Annotated in this window: 15 protein-coding genes; 7 read left to right on the forward strand and 8 right to left on the reverse strand. The window is 73.2% G+C overall.

Annotation, left to right across the window (positions count from 1 at the left end):
* Window positions 1-152: 152 nt before the first annotated feature.
* Window positions 153-1,916 (forward strand): ATP-binding cassette domain-containing protein, encoded by a 1,764-nt coding sequence (locus ACFV18_RS02290; RefSeq protein ID WP_380478324.1) that lies wholly within the window; start codon window positions 153-155, stop codon window positions 1,914-1,916.
* Window positions 1,913-3,739, forward strand: coding sequence for an ATP-binding cassette domain-containing protein (locus ACFV18_RS02295; RefSeq protein ID WP_380478326.1), 1,827 nt, complete (start codon window positions 1,913-1,915; stop codon window positions 3,737-3,739). Before ACFV18_RS02290 ends, ACFV18_RS02295 begins: the two co-directional genes overlap by 4 nt.
* Before the next feature lie 405 nt (window positions 3,740-4,144).
* On the opposite strand, the gene ACFV18_RS02300 is transcribed toward ACFV18_RS02295, so the two are convergent.
* Entirely contained in the window at window positions 4,145-4,438 is a 294-nt protein-coding gene (locus ACFV18_RS02300) for a hypothetical protein (protein WP_380478328.1), read from the reverse strand.
* Between the two features lie 28 nt (window positions 4,439-4,466).
* Window positions 4,467-4,913: a hypothetical protein gene (locus tag ACFV18_RS02305; protein WP_380478330.1), complete on the reverse strand. Its 447-nt coding sequence runs from the start codon at window positions 4,911-4,913 to the stop codon at window positions 4,467-4,469.
* Between the two features lie 108 nt (window positions 4,914-5,021).
* On the opposite strand from ACFV18_RS02305, the gene ACFV18_RS02310 reads away from it, so the two are divergent.
* Window positions 5,022-5,450 carry a hypothetical protein gene (locus ACFV18_RS02310; protein ID WP_380478332.1) on the forward strand — a complete coding sequence of 143 codons (429 nt, stop codon included), beginning with the start codon at window positions 5,022-5,024 and terminating at the stop codon, window positions 5,448-5,450.
* A 268-nt stretch (window positions 5,451-5,718) separates the two neighbouring features.
* Here the strand turns inward: ACFV18_RS02310 and ACFV18_RS02315 are convergent, their stop codons facing one another.
* From ACFV18_RS02315 to ACFV18_RS02325, 3 genes are all read right to left on the reverse strand, one after another.
* Window positions 5,719-5,898 (reverse strand): hypothetical protein, encoded by a 180-nt coding sequence (locus ACFV18_RS02315; protein WP_380479225.1) that lies wholly within the window; start codon window positions 5,896-5,898, stop codon window positions 5,719-5,721.
* A 484-nt stretch (window positions 5,899-6,382) separates the two neighbouring features.
* Window positions 6,383-7,048 carry a peptidylprolyl isomerase gene (locus ACFV18_RS02320; protein WP_380478333.1) on the reverse strand — a complete coding sequence of 222 codons (666 nt, stop codon included), beginning with the start codon at window positions 7,046-7,048 and terminating at the stop codon, window positions 6,383-6,385.
* A gap of 144 nt (window positions 7,049-7,192) precedes the next feature.
* Window positions 7,193-7,702 (reverse strand): hypothetical protein, encoded by a 510-nt coding sequence (locus ACFV18_RS02325; protein ID WP_380478335.1) that lies wholly within the window; start codon window positions 7,700-7,702, stop codon window positions 7,193-7,195.
* Window positions 7,703-7,976: 274 nt separating this feature from the next.
* On the opposite strand from ACFV18_RS02325, the gene ACFV18_RS02330 reads away from it, so the two are divergent.
* On the forward strand, window positions 7,977-8,525 hold the full coding sequence (locus tag ACFV18_RS02330; RefSeq protein WP_380478337.1) for an EF-hand domain-containing protein: 549 nt from the start codon (window positions 7,977-7,979) through the stop codon (window positions 8,523-8,525).
* A gap of 89 nt (window positions 8,526-8,614) precedes the next feature.
* On the forward strand, window positions 8,615-9,376 hold the full coding sequence (locus ACFV18_RS02335; protein WP_380478339.1) for a hypothetical protein: 762 nt from the start codon (window positions 8,615-8,617) through the stop codon (window positions 9,374-9,376).
* Window positions 9,377-9,546: 170 nt separating this feature from the next.
* On the opposite strand, the gene ACFV18_RS02340 is transcribed toward ACFV18_RS02335, so the two are convergent.
* A complete protein-coding gene (locus ACFV18_RS02340) occupies window positions 9,547-10,122 on the reverse strand; it encodes a hypothetical protein (protein ID WP_380478341.1) in 576 nt (191 codons plus the stop codon).
* Window positions 10,123-10,345: 223 nt separating this feature from the next.
* Complete coding sequence (locus ACFV18_RS02345) at window positions 10,346-10,690, reverse strand: hypothetical protein (RefSeq protein WP_380478343.1); 345 nt, start codon at window positions 10,688-10,690, stop codon at window positions 10,346-10,348.
* A 106-nt stretch (window positions 10,691-10,796) separates the two neighbouring features.
* On the opposite strand from ACFV18_RS02345, the gene ligA reads away from it, so the two are divergent.
* Entirely contained in the window at window positions 10,797-12,830 is a 2,034-nt protein-coding gene (ligA, locus tag ACFV18_RS02350; RefSeq protein ID WP_380478345.1) for an NAD-dependent DNA ligase LigA, read from the forward strand.
* Between the two features lie 336 nt (window positions 12,831-13,166).
* Here the strand turns inward: ligA and ACFV18_RS02355 are convergent, their stop codons facing one another.
* Window positions 13,167-13,532, reverse strand: a complete 366-nt coding sequence (locus ACFV18_RS02355; protein ID WP_380478347.1) for a hypothetical protein — start codon at window positions 13,530-13,532, stop codon at window positions 13,167-13,169.
* A gap of 63 nt (window positions 13,533-13,595) precedes the next feature.
* On the opposite strand from ACFV18_RS02355, the gene ACFV18_RS02360 reads away from it, so the two are divergent.
* On the forward strand, window positions 13,596-14,189 hold the full coding sequence (locus tag ACFV18_RS02360) for a TetR/AcrR family transcriptional regulator (protein ID WP_380478349.1): 594 nt from the start codon (window positions 13,596-13,598) through the stop codon (window positions 14,187-14,189).
* Window positions 14,190-14,617 lie beyond the last annotated feature (428 nt).

Consider the following 14,617-nt stretch of genomic DNA (forward strand, 5'->3'; position numbering starts at 1 on the left):
TTTTTCGCGTGTGTTTGGGGGTTTTTTTTTTTTTTAAACACCCCCAGCGGTTTCTCCCCCTCTCCCCCCCGGGGGGGGCGGGCCCCCCCCCCCCCCCCCGGCCGGCTCCGCATTGCCCTGTCGACTCCGCGAACGGCACTCCGGGAGGCCCTGTGCCCGCCGACCTGCCCGCCCCCGTCCCCGTGTTGCGGTCCGTGCTGGCGCTGAAGCGGTGGTGGACCGTCGCGCTCGCCCTGTCCGTCGCCGCCGGCACCGCTTGCAGCCTGCTGTTGCCCCGGGCCCTCGCCCGGGCGATCGACCGGACCTTGGCGGGCGCGGGCTTGGAGGCCTCAACTCCCCTGCTGGTTTTGATCGTTGTGGCCGCGGCTGCCGAGGCGACCGCTCAGTGCACCGCGCCCGGTGGGGCGGCGGCGACGGGTGCCGCGCTGCGGTCGGAAGCGATCCGGCGGGTGGGTGCGGCCGGGCCAGGTACGGTCGGGGCCGGTACGGTCGGGCCCGGTACGGTCGGGGCCGGTACGGTCGGGCCAGGTGCGATCGGGACCGGTACGGTCGGCGGTCCGACGGCGGGTGATCTGACGGCTCGACTGACGGGCAGTGCCCCGCAGGCCGCGCTGGCCGGTGCGGCCGTGGTGCACACGGTCGCCCAACTGCTCACCGCCGCAGGCGCGTTGACCTGCCTGTTCCTGCTGTCCCCGGGTCCGGCCGTGGCGTTCCTGCTTGCCGCGCCGGTCGGCTGGCTGCTGGTTCGCCGCCAGGTGCGGCGCACCGCCGGTCATGGCGAGGCCTACCTGGCCGCGCAGTCCGAAATCGCCTCCCGGCTGGTGGAGGCGGTGCGCGGCAGTGCCTCGATCGCCGCCGCCGGCGCCCGTTCCGTCGAACTCGCCCGGGTGCTGCTTCCGTTGCCCGACCTGTCGCGGCATGGCCACGCGCTGTGGCGCAGTCAGCGCGAAACCGCCTGGAAGGTCGGCCTGTTGGCACCCGCGACGCAGGTCGCCGTGCTGGCCGCCGCAGGCGCGGATCTCGCCGCCGGACGGCTGACCCCCGGGGGCCTGGCCGCCGCGATGGCCTACACCACGGTCGGGCTGGGCGGTTTCGGCGCGGCCCAGAGCCTGCTGGACCTGGCCCGGGCCCGGGCCGCAGCCGTCCGCCTGGCCGAACTCCGGGTGCCGGCGCCGGTCGCCGGAAACTCACAACTACCGTGGGGAAAGGGCCAGTTGGAGTTCCAGCAGGTGGCGATCCGGTCCGGCTCCGGCCTGCTGCTGAACCACCTGGACCTGACCGTCCCCGCCGGTTCCTGGGTCGCGGTGGTCGGTGCGGACGACGCCGCGACCTCCGCGCTCGCCGCTCTGGCCGCAGGCCTGCTCCGCCCCGAGCGGGGCACGGTGCGGCTCGACGGCGCCGACCTCGCCACCGTCCGCCCACCGCAGCTGCGGGCGGCCGTGGCCGTCGCGTTCGCCGATCCGGTGCTGTACGGCGCGACGCTCGCGGACGCCCTGACGCTTGGCCAACAGGACGTGTCCGAGGGGAAGTTGGTGGCCGCCGCGCGCACCGTCGGGGCGGACGCGTTCCTGCGCCGCCTGCCCTCCGGCTACCGCACACCGCCGGCACAGGCGCCGCTGTCCGGCGGTGAACGCCAGCGGGTCGGCCTGGCCCGGGCGCTGTGCCGGGACGCCCGCCTGCTCGTCCTCGACCACGCCACCGCCAGTCTCGACGCGTCCGCCGAGTCCCTCGTTCTCGCCGCTCTCCGCACCCACGCCGCCGACCGCACGCGCTTGTGTGCGACCCGCAGCGCCGCGCTCGCCGCCGAGGCCGACCTGGTCGCCTGGCTCGATCGGGGCCGGGTTCGCAAGCTCGCCGCGCACGGCGAGCTGTGGTCCTCCCCCGGCTACCGCGCCCTGTTCGGGGCCGCCGCATGACGCCGCCACACCGGCCGGGGCTGGGGCCGGGGCTGGGGCCGAGGCTGGGGCTGGGGCTGGGGCCGAGACTGGCGCTGCGGCTGGGGCCGGGGCTGGGGCTGCTGCGCGGTGCGCTGGCCGGCAGCCTGCCGGAGCTCGGGAGGCTCGCCGCCTGGACGGTCCTCTCCGCCGCGCCCGCCGCGCTGTCCGGCAAGGCCCTCGCCCTCGCCGTAGATCGCGGCTTCCTCGCCCGCCAACCCGCAACCGGCTGGGCCTGGTTGGCGCTGTTCGCCGCCGCTGCGGCCGTCTCCGCCTGGGGTACCCGCAACGCGTACCGCCCGCTCGCCCGGATCGTCGAGCCCGCCCGGGACCGCCTGTTGCGCGGGGCGGCCGACGGCGCGCTCCGGCAGGCGGCCGCCACCCGGCCCGATCCGGACGCGGCGGCCGTCGCGGTCGCCCGGATCACCCGCCAGGTGGAGGCGGTGCGCGACAGTCTCGCCGGGCAGCTCCTGCTGGTCTCGCACCTCGCCCTGACCCTCGCCGCCGTCGTGGCCGGCACCGCCGCCCTTGCGCCCGGCGCACTCGTCCCGGTCTGCGCGCCCCTGCTGCTCTCGGTCGCCGCCTTCGCCGCGCTCACGCCCCGGATGGCCCGCCGCCAACGCGAACTCTTCCGCACCGAGGAGGAGTTCACCGCGTCCGCCCTGCACACCGTGACGGCGCTGCGCGACCTGACCGCCTGCGGGGCGGAGCAGCGCGCGGTCGATCGGGTGCTGGCGGACGTCGCGGCGAACGAGGCCGCAGGCCGTGCGCTGGCCCGGTTGGCCGCCGTCCGGCACCTGTTGGTCGCGCTGGGCGTGCACGGCCCGCTCGCCGTGCTGATCCTGACGGCCCCGGCCCTGCTGCGTCACGGCCTGAGCCCGGGCGCGCTGCTGGGTGCCATCGCCTACCTGCTGGGCACCCTCGAACCCGCGCTGCGACTGCTGGTGCAGGGCCTCGGGCCGTCCTGGCTGCGGATGACCGTCGCCGCCGAACGCCTCGCCGCCACGGCCGACGCCACGGCCACCGTCAAGGCCGAGGCCACGGCCGACGAGCCTGCCGCCGATCCGCCCCCGCTTCCGGATCGGCGTCCGGATCGGCGTCCGGATCGGCGTCCGGATCGACAGCGCTCGCGCCCGGCCCTCGAACTGCGCGGCGTCGACTTCGCGTGGGGGCGCGGCGCCCAACCCGTCCTGCGCGAGCTCGACTTGACGCTCCGGGACGGCGAGAGCCTCGCCGTCGTGGGGCCGTCCGGCACCGGCAAGTCCACTCTGGCCGCGCTCGCCGCCGGGCTGCTCCGCCCCGACCGCGGACACGTGCTGCTGTCCGGGCTGCCCGCCGAGGAGTTGGCCCCCGCCGCGCTCGCCGCCCTGCGAACGCTGCTGCCGCAGGAGCCGTACCTGTTCACCGGCACCCTCGCCGAGAACCTCCGCTGGCCGCGCCCGGCCCTTTCGGCCGCCCGGCTCCGCCATGCCCTGCGCGCGCTCGGCGCCGACTCCCTGACGGACCGCTACGGCGGGCTCGACGGCCCGGTCTCGGCCGCGACCCTCTCCCCCGGTGAACGTCAACTCCTCGCGCTGGTCCGCGCCTACCTCAGCCCGGCGCCGCTCACCATCCTCGACGAGGCCACCAGCCATCTCGACGCCACCACCGAACTCCGCATCGACCAGGCATTCCGCGCTCGCCCGGGCGCCCTGCTCACCATCACCCACCACCCGTCCCAGGCCGACCGCGCCGACCGCGTCCTGCACCTCGACAACGCCGACTGGTCCCTCCGGGCGGGGGCCGGAAGCAGTGCGTCACAGTGATCGAGCAACGGACGAGTGGCGGCGGCCGTCGGCGCCGGCGAGGAGCTGGTGGCGAGCACGAGGTGCTGGCGCTGCTGAACGGGGGCCGCTCCGACTGGGCGGGCGGGCAGCGGCTCTCGGTGTCGGAGCGGGAGGTGGAGAAGCACCGCGCCTCGGTGTTCACCACGCTCGACCTGCGCGCCTCCCCGACGGACAACCGGCGGGTGCCGGGGCCCACCTCGCCGGGGCGGTTCCTCAAGGTCGGTGCGGGAGACGAGACTTGGCGAGGTCGCGGATGCGCCCGGGTGCGCCCGCTCTCGGCCAGTACCGCAAGGGCCGTGCCGGCCGTCGCGGTCTCGGCGGCGCGGAGCTGGCACCAGGTGGACGCCGCGAGCAGTTGCTCGGCGTCCCACGATTCGTTCAGCGTCACCGCCCGCAGCAGCGTCCACTCGCGCAGGCGCCGGGCGGGGAAGTCGTCCACTGCCACGGGCCGGTCATCACGGCGCACCAGGCCGGGTGGCCGGGGTCCGTGAGCAGCTCGGTGGCCCGCCCGTCGAGGTACTCGCCGACCGCGCTGTTGGCCATCGCCGGGTCGGGATCGGCGAGCACCCGGGCAATCAGGCCGGCCGCGTCCTGCGGGGCCACCTCGACGAGCGCCTGGCGGTAGCGGGCGAACCGCACGTGCTCGTCCGGGTCCCAGTTCTGTTGCGCGCCCGTCATCGTCACTCCTGTCGTTCGGTGCGCGCTGTCAGCGGGCCTGGTCGATGACGTCCTGGAGGTACTGCACGGCGAGCTTCTCTGCCCGGTGGCGCCGTTCGACGGTCGCCTCGCCGTCCTGCTCGGACCAGCGGCGGTAGAGGCGGACGGTGGCGAGCATCGCCTGCCCGGCTTCGTGGCGATCGTAGCCGCACAGCGTGGCCCGGAGGGCGCGGGCCTCTTCGGGTGCGACGGTCTCCAGGCGGCGCACGCCGCGCGGGTCCGCGCCGGCCCGACGGGCGGCCAGCGGGCCGAGCACGATGTCGCGCAGCTGGGCGAGGACGCCGATGGTCTCGAACAGTTCGCCGCGGCCGAGCTTCGTCGCGCCATAGTGCACCCAGACCCAGAACCGGTCCTCGATCCACTGGGGGTCGAACTCCTGGGTGGCGGGCGGCTGTTGGGCGAGGGCCGGTCCGGGCAGGTGGCGGTGGTGCGTCAATCGCCCTACGGCTTCCGGAAGATGAGAGTCCGACGCCTGGACGAGCGATACACAGAAGGATAATCTTAAGGAAGAATTTTTCCTTGCTGCTATCTGGGGGGAATCCACTTGTCCGGACAAATCGTCGACCTCACCGGCACCAACGCCGCCGAGATCGTGCAGGAGTGGGACACGCTTCGCCATGTCGTCACTGCCAACGGCGGCGTCTCCCGCGTCGCCATGTGGCTGCTTCGCGACCTTGAGGAAAAAGGACGTCTGGGCGTCCACGTTCGCTCGGCCATCAGCCGACGACTCGACGGCCTGGGACTCGCCCATCTCCCGGCCGAGCTCCCCTCGGACCAGTACGACATCATCACCGTCTACCGGCGCGGCACCCCCGCCGCAACCGTCATCGACGCGATCTACCACAACGGCAACAGCGTGGAGGCCGAAACGGCGCTTCGCCGCCTCAACACCTCACAGGATGCCGAGAAGTTGACAGCGGTGACCGAGAAGGTGGCCGAACTGACCGCGATCCTCGAAGGCTCCCCCAGCTGAACAGCGGCGCGGACGGCCCGGCCGGGCCGCGCCGACAGCAAGCTGCAGGCGCCGAGGGCCCGCTCGGCGCCGCCGATGGGCCGTCAACGGTCGAAATACGAGTGGAAGTTCTTCAGTGACGTCGGTGGGGCCGCCCGGCCGACTGCTGAGGCCGCGGCCCGGGACGGCGAGCAGCAGCGCTGCGGCCGGGGCCGCGAAACCGGCCGGGCGGTAGTGCCATTGACTGCGACGCGGGGGCCTGCTGTTTCGCCCGTGGCGGCACCCGCCCTCAGGGTTTGGTGAACCGCTGCCTCGCCGACGCTGTTGGCGATCGTCTCCTCGGTGCGCTCCGGTTGGGCGAGCACGGGTCGGGTCGGGCAGGTAGGGGGTGGGACCAGGACTGGTTGGCGAGCTGGTGACTGGCGGTGGCCATCCGTTCGAGTTCGGCGCGGTGCGCGCGGGCGTGCAGACCGACGCAGAAGAAGGCCGCGGAGCGCGACGGCGGCCGGTTCCTCGGTCGGGACGGAGCCCAAGGCGGGGCACGGTGGCAGTAGCCACGGGTCGGCGCGGCAGTGCGTCAGGCCGGCGCTCATCAGGCCGCCGTCCAGCATGCCGTTGGCGGAGTCGATCAGCGTCGGCAAGCGTTCGCCCGTGGCGACGAACTCCCGTCGCAGGCCAAGCAGATGGCCGGTGAGGGCGCGGATCCGACCGGCCGCGCACCGGGGCAGCGGGAAGGCCGGCCGCGTCGAGCAGGGCAACTCGGAGCCGGAACCGGTCCAGGCGATTCCCGCATCGCGTACCGCACCCCTCGCGGCCGGGCGGCCGCAGGAACAGTCGGGAGCCCACAGATCGACTGACATACTGACGTACCGTCAATCTCCTGTGCACAAACGGAATTGATGCCGTCGCGGAACGGCCCGCCGCGCATTGGTGACGGGCCGCGCCCGGCCCGCTCAGTGGCTGGAGATGGTGACCTTGCGGAAGTCCACCGGCAGGTTCGGGAAGCCGTCGCCCGGGGCATTCTGGTCGTCCTCGCCGCCGGCCGCGATCTTCTGCAGCACGTCGAGCCCGGCGGTGATCCGGCCGAACGGGGTGTAGTTGGGCCGCAGCTTGGTGTCCTTCCAGACGATGAAGAACTGGCTGCCGTTGGTGTCCGGGCCGGCGTTGGCCATCGCGACGGTGCCGGCCGGGTAGGTCGCTCCTTCGAGGTTCTCGTCGGGGAAGGAGTAGCCCGGGCCGCCGCTGCCGGTGCCGGTCGGGTCGCCGCACTGCAGCACGTACAGGCGCTGGGTGGTGAGGCGGTGGCAGTGGGTGCGGTCGTAGTAGCCGCGTTCGGCGAGGAACCGGAACGAGTAGGTGGTGCACGGGGCCTTGTCGGTCAGCGCCTTGAAGGTGATCGCCCCCTGGGTGGTGCGCAGGGTGGCGCTGTACGGCTTGGCCGCCTTCTTCGCGTCGAAGACCGGGATGCCCTTGAAGTTGTCCGCCGGCACTGCGGGCGAGTACACGCACCCGGTGCCGGCGGTGGGCGCGGCGGCCACCGGTTCGGCGGCCACCGCGGTGGTGGACAGGGCGAGCGGCAGGGACAGGGCGGTGAGCAGCGCCCAGGACTTGCGCTTCATCTTGCGGTTCCCCCAACGGAGTTGACGTGATCGTCCATGGGACTTGATCAGGGACCTGCCATACCTGCCCACTCAGGTCCCACCCACACCCCGTACCGCGACGGTCGCACCCTTGCCGCTTCCCTGGCGTTCCCTTGCGGAGGGTCAGCGCCCCCAGGCGGAGAACTCGACGACGGCGTTGTTGCCGCCGCCACCGGCCGGCTGCGGGACGTAGAACATCAGGTCGGTGCCGTTCGAGTCGTAGCTGTTGGAGCCCACGTACGGGTTGTCCCAGTGGACCTGGATGATCCGGCCGTTCAGCACCGGGTTGGCGCAGTTCTCGCTGTAGAACCGGGCGTAGCCCTCGGTGCCGGTGGCGAAGCCGTTCGACTCGGACGCCCAGCTGCCCTGCTGCTGGTTGTAGATGTGGATCGGCGGCTGGGTGGTCCAGATGCCGTGCGAGAGCCACCAGTTCTCGCGGGTGAGGGTGCAGCCGGTCCAGTTGTTCAGCTTGACAGCCGTGCTGCGGGCGGCAGTTGTGAGGGCCGGCGCGGCGGTGGGCGACTTGGCGGTGGTCGCCTCGGTGGTGGTGGCGGCGGACGCGGTGCCGGTCAGCGCGACGGTGAGCGCGGCAGCGGCGGCGAAGGCGCCGGCGATGCGGGCGTAGGTTCCCATGGGTTCTCCCCCCGGAGCGGTCCGCCGGTCTCTCCGGCGGCCATGTCCCTACTGTGCGGCACGGGAATAAACCTCCAATGAACGGACACATAACGGCCACATTCATCGGCCTGCCCGCCGTACCGGGCCCGCCCCGAACGGGTGACCGCGTGCGGCGTTGTCCGCGCGCCCCCGGAGCGGGGCGGGCCGAGGGCCGCGCCGCGGTGCGCCGGTGCAGGATCCGGCCGAAGGGAAAAGGATCACGACAGTGCACCCCCGAGAGAGGCGGTTTCCCTTGGCCAGCGAATTTCAGCGCAACAAGCTCACCACCATGTTCCAGGCGTTCGACACCGACCGGAACGGCTACCTCGACCAGGACGACTTCCAGGACCTCGCCGACCGCTGGCACCGCCTGCCCCGGGTGGCCGCGGATCCCGAACTCGCCGCGCGGGTGAAGGAAGTGACGCTCGGCTGGTGGGACCACCTGTCCGCAGTGGCCGACCGCGACGGCGACGGCAGAGTCGGCCTGGACGAGATCCTCGCCATGGTCGACCGCCTGCCCGCGATGCTCGACTACGTCAACGCCACCTCCGACGCGGTCTTCGACGCCGTCGACGAGAATGGCGACGGCCGGATCTCCCGCGCCGAGCACCGCCGCCTGGTGGACACCTGGCACGGCCGGGCCATCGACACCGGCGACGTTTTCGACCAGCTCGACCGGGACGGCGACGGCCGGCTCGGCCGCTCCGAATTCGCCCTGTTCTGGGCCCAGTTCTGGATCAGCGACAACCCCGCCGACCCGGGCAACCTGCTCTGCGGGCCACTCCCCCAGCCACAAGGCTGACCCGTCCTGGCCGCTGTCGGACTTTACATGTCCATGGGTACCCTCGCCGCGGGCGGCACGCGCTGTCCGCACCGCGGAGGAGGGTCGAAGTGGACACGTTTGCCGCTCAGGGCCGGGAGTTGATTGTGCGTCAGGTTCCAGCGGGGCTCGATCCGGCACTGGCGGACCGGGTGACGGAGGCCCTGCTGCTGGCGGGCCTGCCGGTCGCGCACGGCGGCCACGGGCCGGGCGTCCATCTGGTACCGAACGGCGAGGCACTCGTGCTGCGCTGGCTGGCCTCACCCCGGCTGGAGGAAGCGGCCACGGCGGGCGGCGGACGGCATCCTGCGACAGCGGCCCGTCAACTGGTCGCCGACGCCGTCGAGAACGCGCTCGCCGAACTGCTCCCCGTCTTCGGCCTCGACGCGGAACGCGCCACCACCACCCCGGAGCGGACCACGGTGCGCGGCTCCGCCGACCGACCCGAACCCGGCACGGACCTCGCGCCGCCCGCATCGCCACCCGCATCGCCACCCGCACCGCCGCCCGTTCACCCGCCCGTTCACCCGGGCGTCCGGCCGGAGATCGTCACGGCGGTCCGCCGCAGCGCGACCCTGGCGGGCCTCCCGGTGGCAACCCGCCCGGGCGGCGCGGGAATCACCCTGGGCGACTGCTCCGCGACCGGCCTCGCCGACCTCGGCTGGAACCCCTCGCCCCGCCTCGCCGCACCGCACCCGACCACCGCCGTCCAAAACGCCATGTGCCACGCCCTCGGCATCGCCCTGCGCGCCACCGGCCTCCACCTCACCTGGCACCGCCCGCCCGCCGGCCCGGCCCAACTCCGCGCCCACGGCCCGGCCGAGCGCCGCTAGCCCGACGCTGCCGGGGATCGACCGCGCGGACGGCACGGGTCGGCAACCCCGTTGCCACGACGGCGATGTGGGTGCGCACCCGCCTCGACGGGCACCCGCACCACGAGAGGCGTGGTGACGCCACCGGTGAGGTGCCCTCACCGGCAGCGCCACCACGCGCCTCGTCGCGGTCAGTCGATGCTGAAGTCGCCCGTGAAGTCGGCGTCCTTCACACCACCGGCCGGGGCGCCGATGGTGCAACTGACCCCGCCGCCGACCAGGCTGGTCTTGAACGTGCCGCTGAAGCCGTGGCCCTCGAACTGGCCGCTGCGCACGTGGCCCGACACATGCCCGACGTTGAGGGTGGAGTCGTCGATCTGCACGTCGAGGATGCTCTCCGCCGTGTCGCCGTACTCGTTGGTCCATTCGATCTTGCCGCTGCCCTTGCCGCTGCCCGAGCTGCCGCTGGCCAGACAGGAGAGGGGGACGTCGTCGAAGCTCATGGTGAGCTTCGCGGTGCGGATGTCGAAGTCGCTGAAGTCGTCGCAGGTGCCGTCCTGGCCCTGGTACGAGACGTGCTGCGGACGCGGGAACAGCTCCACGCCCGGGTTGAAGTGGACCTGGCCGGCGGCCGAGCACGAGACCGACACAGCCGCCGGTGCGGCGGTGGCCGCCGCCGGCGCGACGAGGGCTGCGCCGAGGGGCAGCACGGCGCAGGCGGCGGCGAGAACGGCCTGACGGGCCCGGGAGCGGGAGGTGCGGAGCATGGGCGTTCCTTTCGGGAACGGAAGGGGGATCGGCCGAACTGGCGGCCGAGGCCCATGATGCGCACACAAACTGCTTTCGCGGTCGGCGGTGCTGGGCCAGCAGCCTTAACCGGCTTGATCCCGGAGCCACGCGGTGTGAGCGAGGGCGGCGGCCCTCCCGGCGGCCCAATTCCGGCCCCCGACAGCCCCGTTGGACCGTCCGGGCACCGGGCCGGCTGGGCGTTCAGTCGCGGCTGACCCGTACCCCGCCCACCAGCCCCCAGGCCGCGACGTGGACCGTCGGGCCGCCCGCGACGGTCGGGCCGTCGTCGCTGACGCCGCCGAGGCGGATGCCGGTGACCTTGACCCGGACGTCGGGGCGGACCCGGAGGCGGATGCCGCCGACCAGGCTGAGCTTGGTGATGCGGAGTTCGGCACCGTCGGGGATGTCGACGTCGGTGAGGTCGATGTCGGCACCGCCGACCAGGGAGGCGGTCAGGGTGCGGGTGTGGATCTCGGCGCCTCCGAGGCGGGTGCCGCCGATCAGGCTGATGTGGACGTCGGTGGTGTCGTTCCCCGTGTTCGTCATGGCCGTCACCTTAGGGGAATGCCGGGTGATCTCCGGAAGTCCGGTGCCGTGTCGGCCGGGCACCGCACCCGGCCCGAATGTCAGTGCGACCCGGGAGGATCGCCACATGAACGACACCGCTCCGCTCTCCGCCGGCGCATACGCCGATGCCGTCGCCACCGCCGTCGAGGCCGCGGCCGCCTACTACGGCGACGGGTCCACTTCCCTGGGCGACGACGAGTACGACGCCCTGCTGCGCGCGATCGCCGAGTACGAGCAGGCACACCCGGAGGAGGTGCTGCCGCAGTCGCCGACCGGCAAGGTGGCCGGTGGCGCGGTGCAGGGCGATGTGCAGCACAGCGTGCCGATGCTGTCCTTGGACAACGTCTTCTCGGCGGAGGAACTCGCCGACTGGACGGCCTCCTTGGAGCGCCGGCTGGGCCGGCCGGTGGCAGCCTGGTGCGTGGAGCCGAAGCTGGACGGGCTGGCCGTCGCGGCCCGCTACCGGGCGGGCCGGCTGCACCGGCTGATCACCCGCGGGGACGGTCTGGCGGGCGAGGAGATCAGCCACGCGGCGGGCGATGTGTTGGGCCTGCCGGCCGTGCTGAACGAGCCGGTGGACGTCGAGCTGCGCGGCGAAGTGCTGTTCACCCGCGAGCAGTTCGACCGGGCCAACGAAGTCCGCACCGCGCACGGCGCGCCCCCGTTCGCCAATCCGCGCAACGGCGCGGCGGGCACCCTGCGTGCCAAGGACCGCCCGTACCGGGTGGAGTTGACGTTCTTCGCGTACGGCGCCGTCGGTTTCGGCGAGGAGCAGTGGGCGCACAGCGCGCTGCTGACCCGCCTGGCCGAGCTGGGGGCGAACACGGCGGCGAGCACGGACGCGGCGCCGGTGCGCTGCGTGACGGTCGATCAGGTGCAGGAGCGGGTGGCGCGGATCGCGGAGCTGCGGGCGGCGCTGCCGTTCGGCATCGACGGCGTGGTGATCAAGGCGGACGAGGCGGCGGACCAGCGTGAGGCGGGCAACGGTTCGCGTGCGCCGCGCTGGGCGGTGGCCCGCAAACTGGCCGCCGAGCACAAGGTGACCACGCTGCTGGGCGTGGAGTGGAACGTGGGCCGTACCGGCATCATCGCGCCGCGGGCCGTGCTGGAGCCGGTGGTGATCGACGGCGTCACGGTGACGTACGCGACGCTGCACAACCCGGCCGACATCGAGCGGCGCGGCCTGATGCTGGGCGACCGGGTGTTCGTGCACCGCGCGGGGGATGTCATTCCGCGGGTGGAGGCGCCGCTGGTGGAGCAGCGCACCGGCGCGGAGCGGCCGATCGTCTTTCCAGAGGCGTGCCCGCGCTGCGGGGAGGCGATCGATGCGAGTGAGCAGCGCTGGCGGTGCAGCCGGGGCCGCAACTGCCAGGCGGTGGCGTCGATCATCTATGCGGCGGGCCGGGACCAATTGGACATCGAGGGTCTCGGTTCGACCCGCGCGGTGCAGCTGGTGGAGGCAGGTCTGGTGGCGGATCTGGCGGACGTGTTCACGCTGACGCGGGAGCAGTTGCTGGCGCTGGAGCGGATGGGCGAGACGTCCACGGACAATCTGCTGGCGGCGATCGGGACGGCCCGCAGCCAGCCGCTGCACCGGGTGTTCTGCGCGCTCGGCATCCGCGGCACCGGCCGGAGCATGTCGCGCCGGATCGCCGCGCATTTCGGTTCGATGGCGGCGATCCGCGCGGCGGACGCGGACACCCTGGCGGCGGTGGACGGCATCGGCCCGGAGAAGGCCCGCCTGCTGGTGACCGAACTCGCCGAGCTGTCCGGCCTGTTGGACCGGCTGGCCGCCGAGGGCGTGGGCACCGCCGTCACCGAGCCGCAGGCCCCGGCGGCCGCCGACGAGCCCACCGGGGCAGGGGTGCTGGCGGGCCAGGCGGTGGTGGTCACCGGCAGTATGACGGGCCCGCTGGCGGAGCTGTCGCGCAACGAGATGAACGAGCTGATCGAGCGGGCCGGCGGCAAGGCGTCCTCCTCGGTCTCCAAGCGCACCACGCTGCTGGTGGCGGGCGAGAAGGCCGGCTCGAAGCGGGCGAAGGCGGAGGAGCTGTGCATCCGGATCGTCTCCCCCGACGAGTTCGCCGTCCTGGTGGCGGAGCACCTGCCGCAGCGCTGACGAGCCCGTCACGTCACAGACCGGTGCCGATCGGGGCGAGCACGCCCGCGCAGGAAACGGCGAGCACGCCGCCCCTGGTGGCGGAGCACCTGCCACAAGGCTGACGAGCCCGTCCCGTCACAGCCCGGTGCCGATCGGGGCGAGCGCGCCCGCGCAGGAAACGGCGAGCACGCCGCCCCTGGTGGCGGAGCACCTGCCGCAGCGCTGACGAGCCCGTCACGTCACAACCCGGTGCCGATCGGGGCGAGCGCGCCCGCGCAGGAAACGGCGAGCACGCCGCCCCGGGTGGCGGTGGGCGACAGGCGCGGGGAGAGCGCCATGCCGGTGGCCGATGCCTCAACTCTCCTTGGCGCGGCTCAGCACCGCCGCGAACACCAGCGGCGCGAGCGCCTGGTAGCCGATCCACACCTCGCCGCCCGCGCTGCTGCCACCGTGCGCCAGCAGCAGCCCGAGGGCGGCGGTCAGCACCCACCCGGCGTCGTAGCCGATCATCAGCCGGGTGTACGTGCGGGCCGGCCGCCGCCGCACGAGCCTGATCTCGGCCTCGCCGCAGATCAGCAGGGCCACCGCGCAGGCGATCATCAGCCATGACGCGACGCCGAGTTGACGGCCGACCAGCACCGCGCCGAGTCCGAACACCGCCGCCAGCAGCACCTTGAAGGCGCCGTCGGCCACGAACCCCGCCGTCCTGTTCCTCGCCATGCGAGTTCCCCTCCCCTGACTGTTTTCCCGTAACGGGATTACGGCAATAATCAGCCTATGCGAATGACGAGGGCCGAGGCCAAGGAACGCAACCGCCGGGCGCTGCTGGACGCCGCCCTCCAGCTGGTCTCCCGGGACGGCTACCGGGCGAAGCTGGACGAGATCGCCGAGCTGGCCGGGGTGACCACCGGGGCGGTGTACTCGCTGTTCGGCAGCAAGAACGGCCTGGTGGTGGCCGTGGTCGCGGACCATCTGGGCCCGCACTACGCCGAGCTCGAACAGGCCCTGCCACCCGAACTCGACCTGTCGGCGGCGGTCGAGGCCTTCGCCCGCCACTACCGCCGCAGCTGCGACCGCCCGGACGCGATGGCCGCGCTGTCCCTCCAAATAACGCTGCTGGACATGGCGGTGCACGACGCGGACCTGCGCACCCGGCTGGCCGAGTCGGTCCGGGCCCAGGAGGCGCAGCTGGTGGAGCTGTTCGCCGGACGCGCCTCCGCCGGCGGCACAGTGACGGCAGATCGGGCGCAATGCCTGGTCACCGCGCTGCGGGCGCTGTTCGTCGGGCTCACCCAGGGCGTACTGCTGGGCCTTCACGAGACCGCTGACGAGCAGTACTTCGCGGATGCCGCCCGGGCGCTGACCCAACTCGCCTGACCCGCCCGCTTGTTGCGCCCGAACCTCGAACTCGAACAGCACTGTTCAAGTTCGGGGTTTGCCGGCACCCATCAACCCGTACACCAACGTTCGAGTTACTGGGGTCCTCCGTACACGGCACCGCGCACCACCCACCGTCCACCCACGCCCCGGCCACCACGCACCCGCGCACCCGCGCCGCCGGCTGCTGCTCGGGGTGCTCTGCCTGGCCCAGTTCATGCTGGCCTCGCGGTGCGGGCCGGGAGCGAGATCCCTTCCCACGACGAAGGAGGGTCGAGCGAGCGCGAACCATCGGGGTCGAGCGGCAGTGTCGACTTGACCAGCTGATCGCCCAGCCACTTGACCTCGCAGCCGTAGGTCCGCGAGACAACGGCGAGGTCCGCCCCTGTGCGGAGTCGCGCGGCGAGGGCCATACGCATGCGCCGCAA

It is taken from the genome of Kitasatospora sp. NPDC059673, assembly GCF_042734215.1.
Classification (GTDB): Bacteria; Actinomycetota; Actinomycetes; order Streptomycetales; family Streptomycetaceae; genus Kitasatospora.

What these genes read in the sequence shown, in the direction of transcription:
- ACFV18_RS02295 (WP_380478326.1), top strand. Translation starts at nt 1,913, where the DNA reads ATGACGCCGCCACACCGGCCGGGGCTGGGGCCGGGGCTGGGGCCGAGG.
- ACFV18_RS02300 (WP_380478328.1), bottom strand. Translation starts at nt 4,438, where the DNA reads ATGACGGGCGCGCAACAGAACTGGGACCCGGACGAGCACGTGCGGTTC.
- ACFV18_RS02320 (WP_380478333.1), bottom strand. Translation starts at nt 7,048, where the DNA reads ATGAAGCGCAAGTCCTGGGCGCTGCTCACCGCCCTGTCCCTGCCGCTC.
- ACFV18_RS02325 (WP_380478335.1), bottom strand. Translation starts at nt 7,702, where the DNA reads ATGGGAACCTACGCCCGCATCGCCGGCGCCTTCGCCGCCGCTGCCGCG.
- ACFV18_RS02340 (WP_380478341.1), bottom strand. Translation starts at nt 10,122, where the DNA reads ATGCTCCGCACCTCCCGCTCCCGGGCCCGTCAGGCCGTTCTCGCCGCC.
- ACFV18_RS02345 (WP_380478343.1), bottom strand. Translation starts at nt 10,690, where the DNA reads ATGACGAACACGGGGAACGACACCACCGACGTCCACATCAGCCTGATC.
- ligA (WP_380478345.1), top strand. Translation starts at nt 10,797, where the DNA reads ATGAACGACACCGCTCCGCTCTCCGCCGGCGCATACGCCGATGCCGTC.
- ACFV18_RS02355 (WP_380478347.1), bottom strand. Translation starts at nt 13,532, where the DNA reads ATGGCGAGGAACAGGACGGCGGGGTTCGTGGCCGACGGCGCCTTCAAG.
- ACFV18_RS02360 (WP_380478349.1), top strand. Translation starts at nt 13,596, where the DNA reads ATGACGAGGGCCGAGGCCAAGGAACGCAACCGCCGGGCGCTGCTGGAC.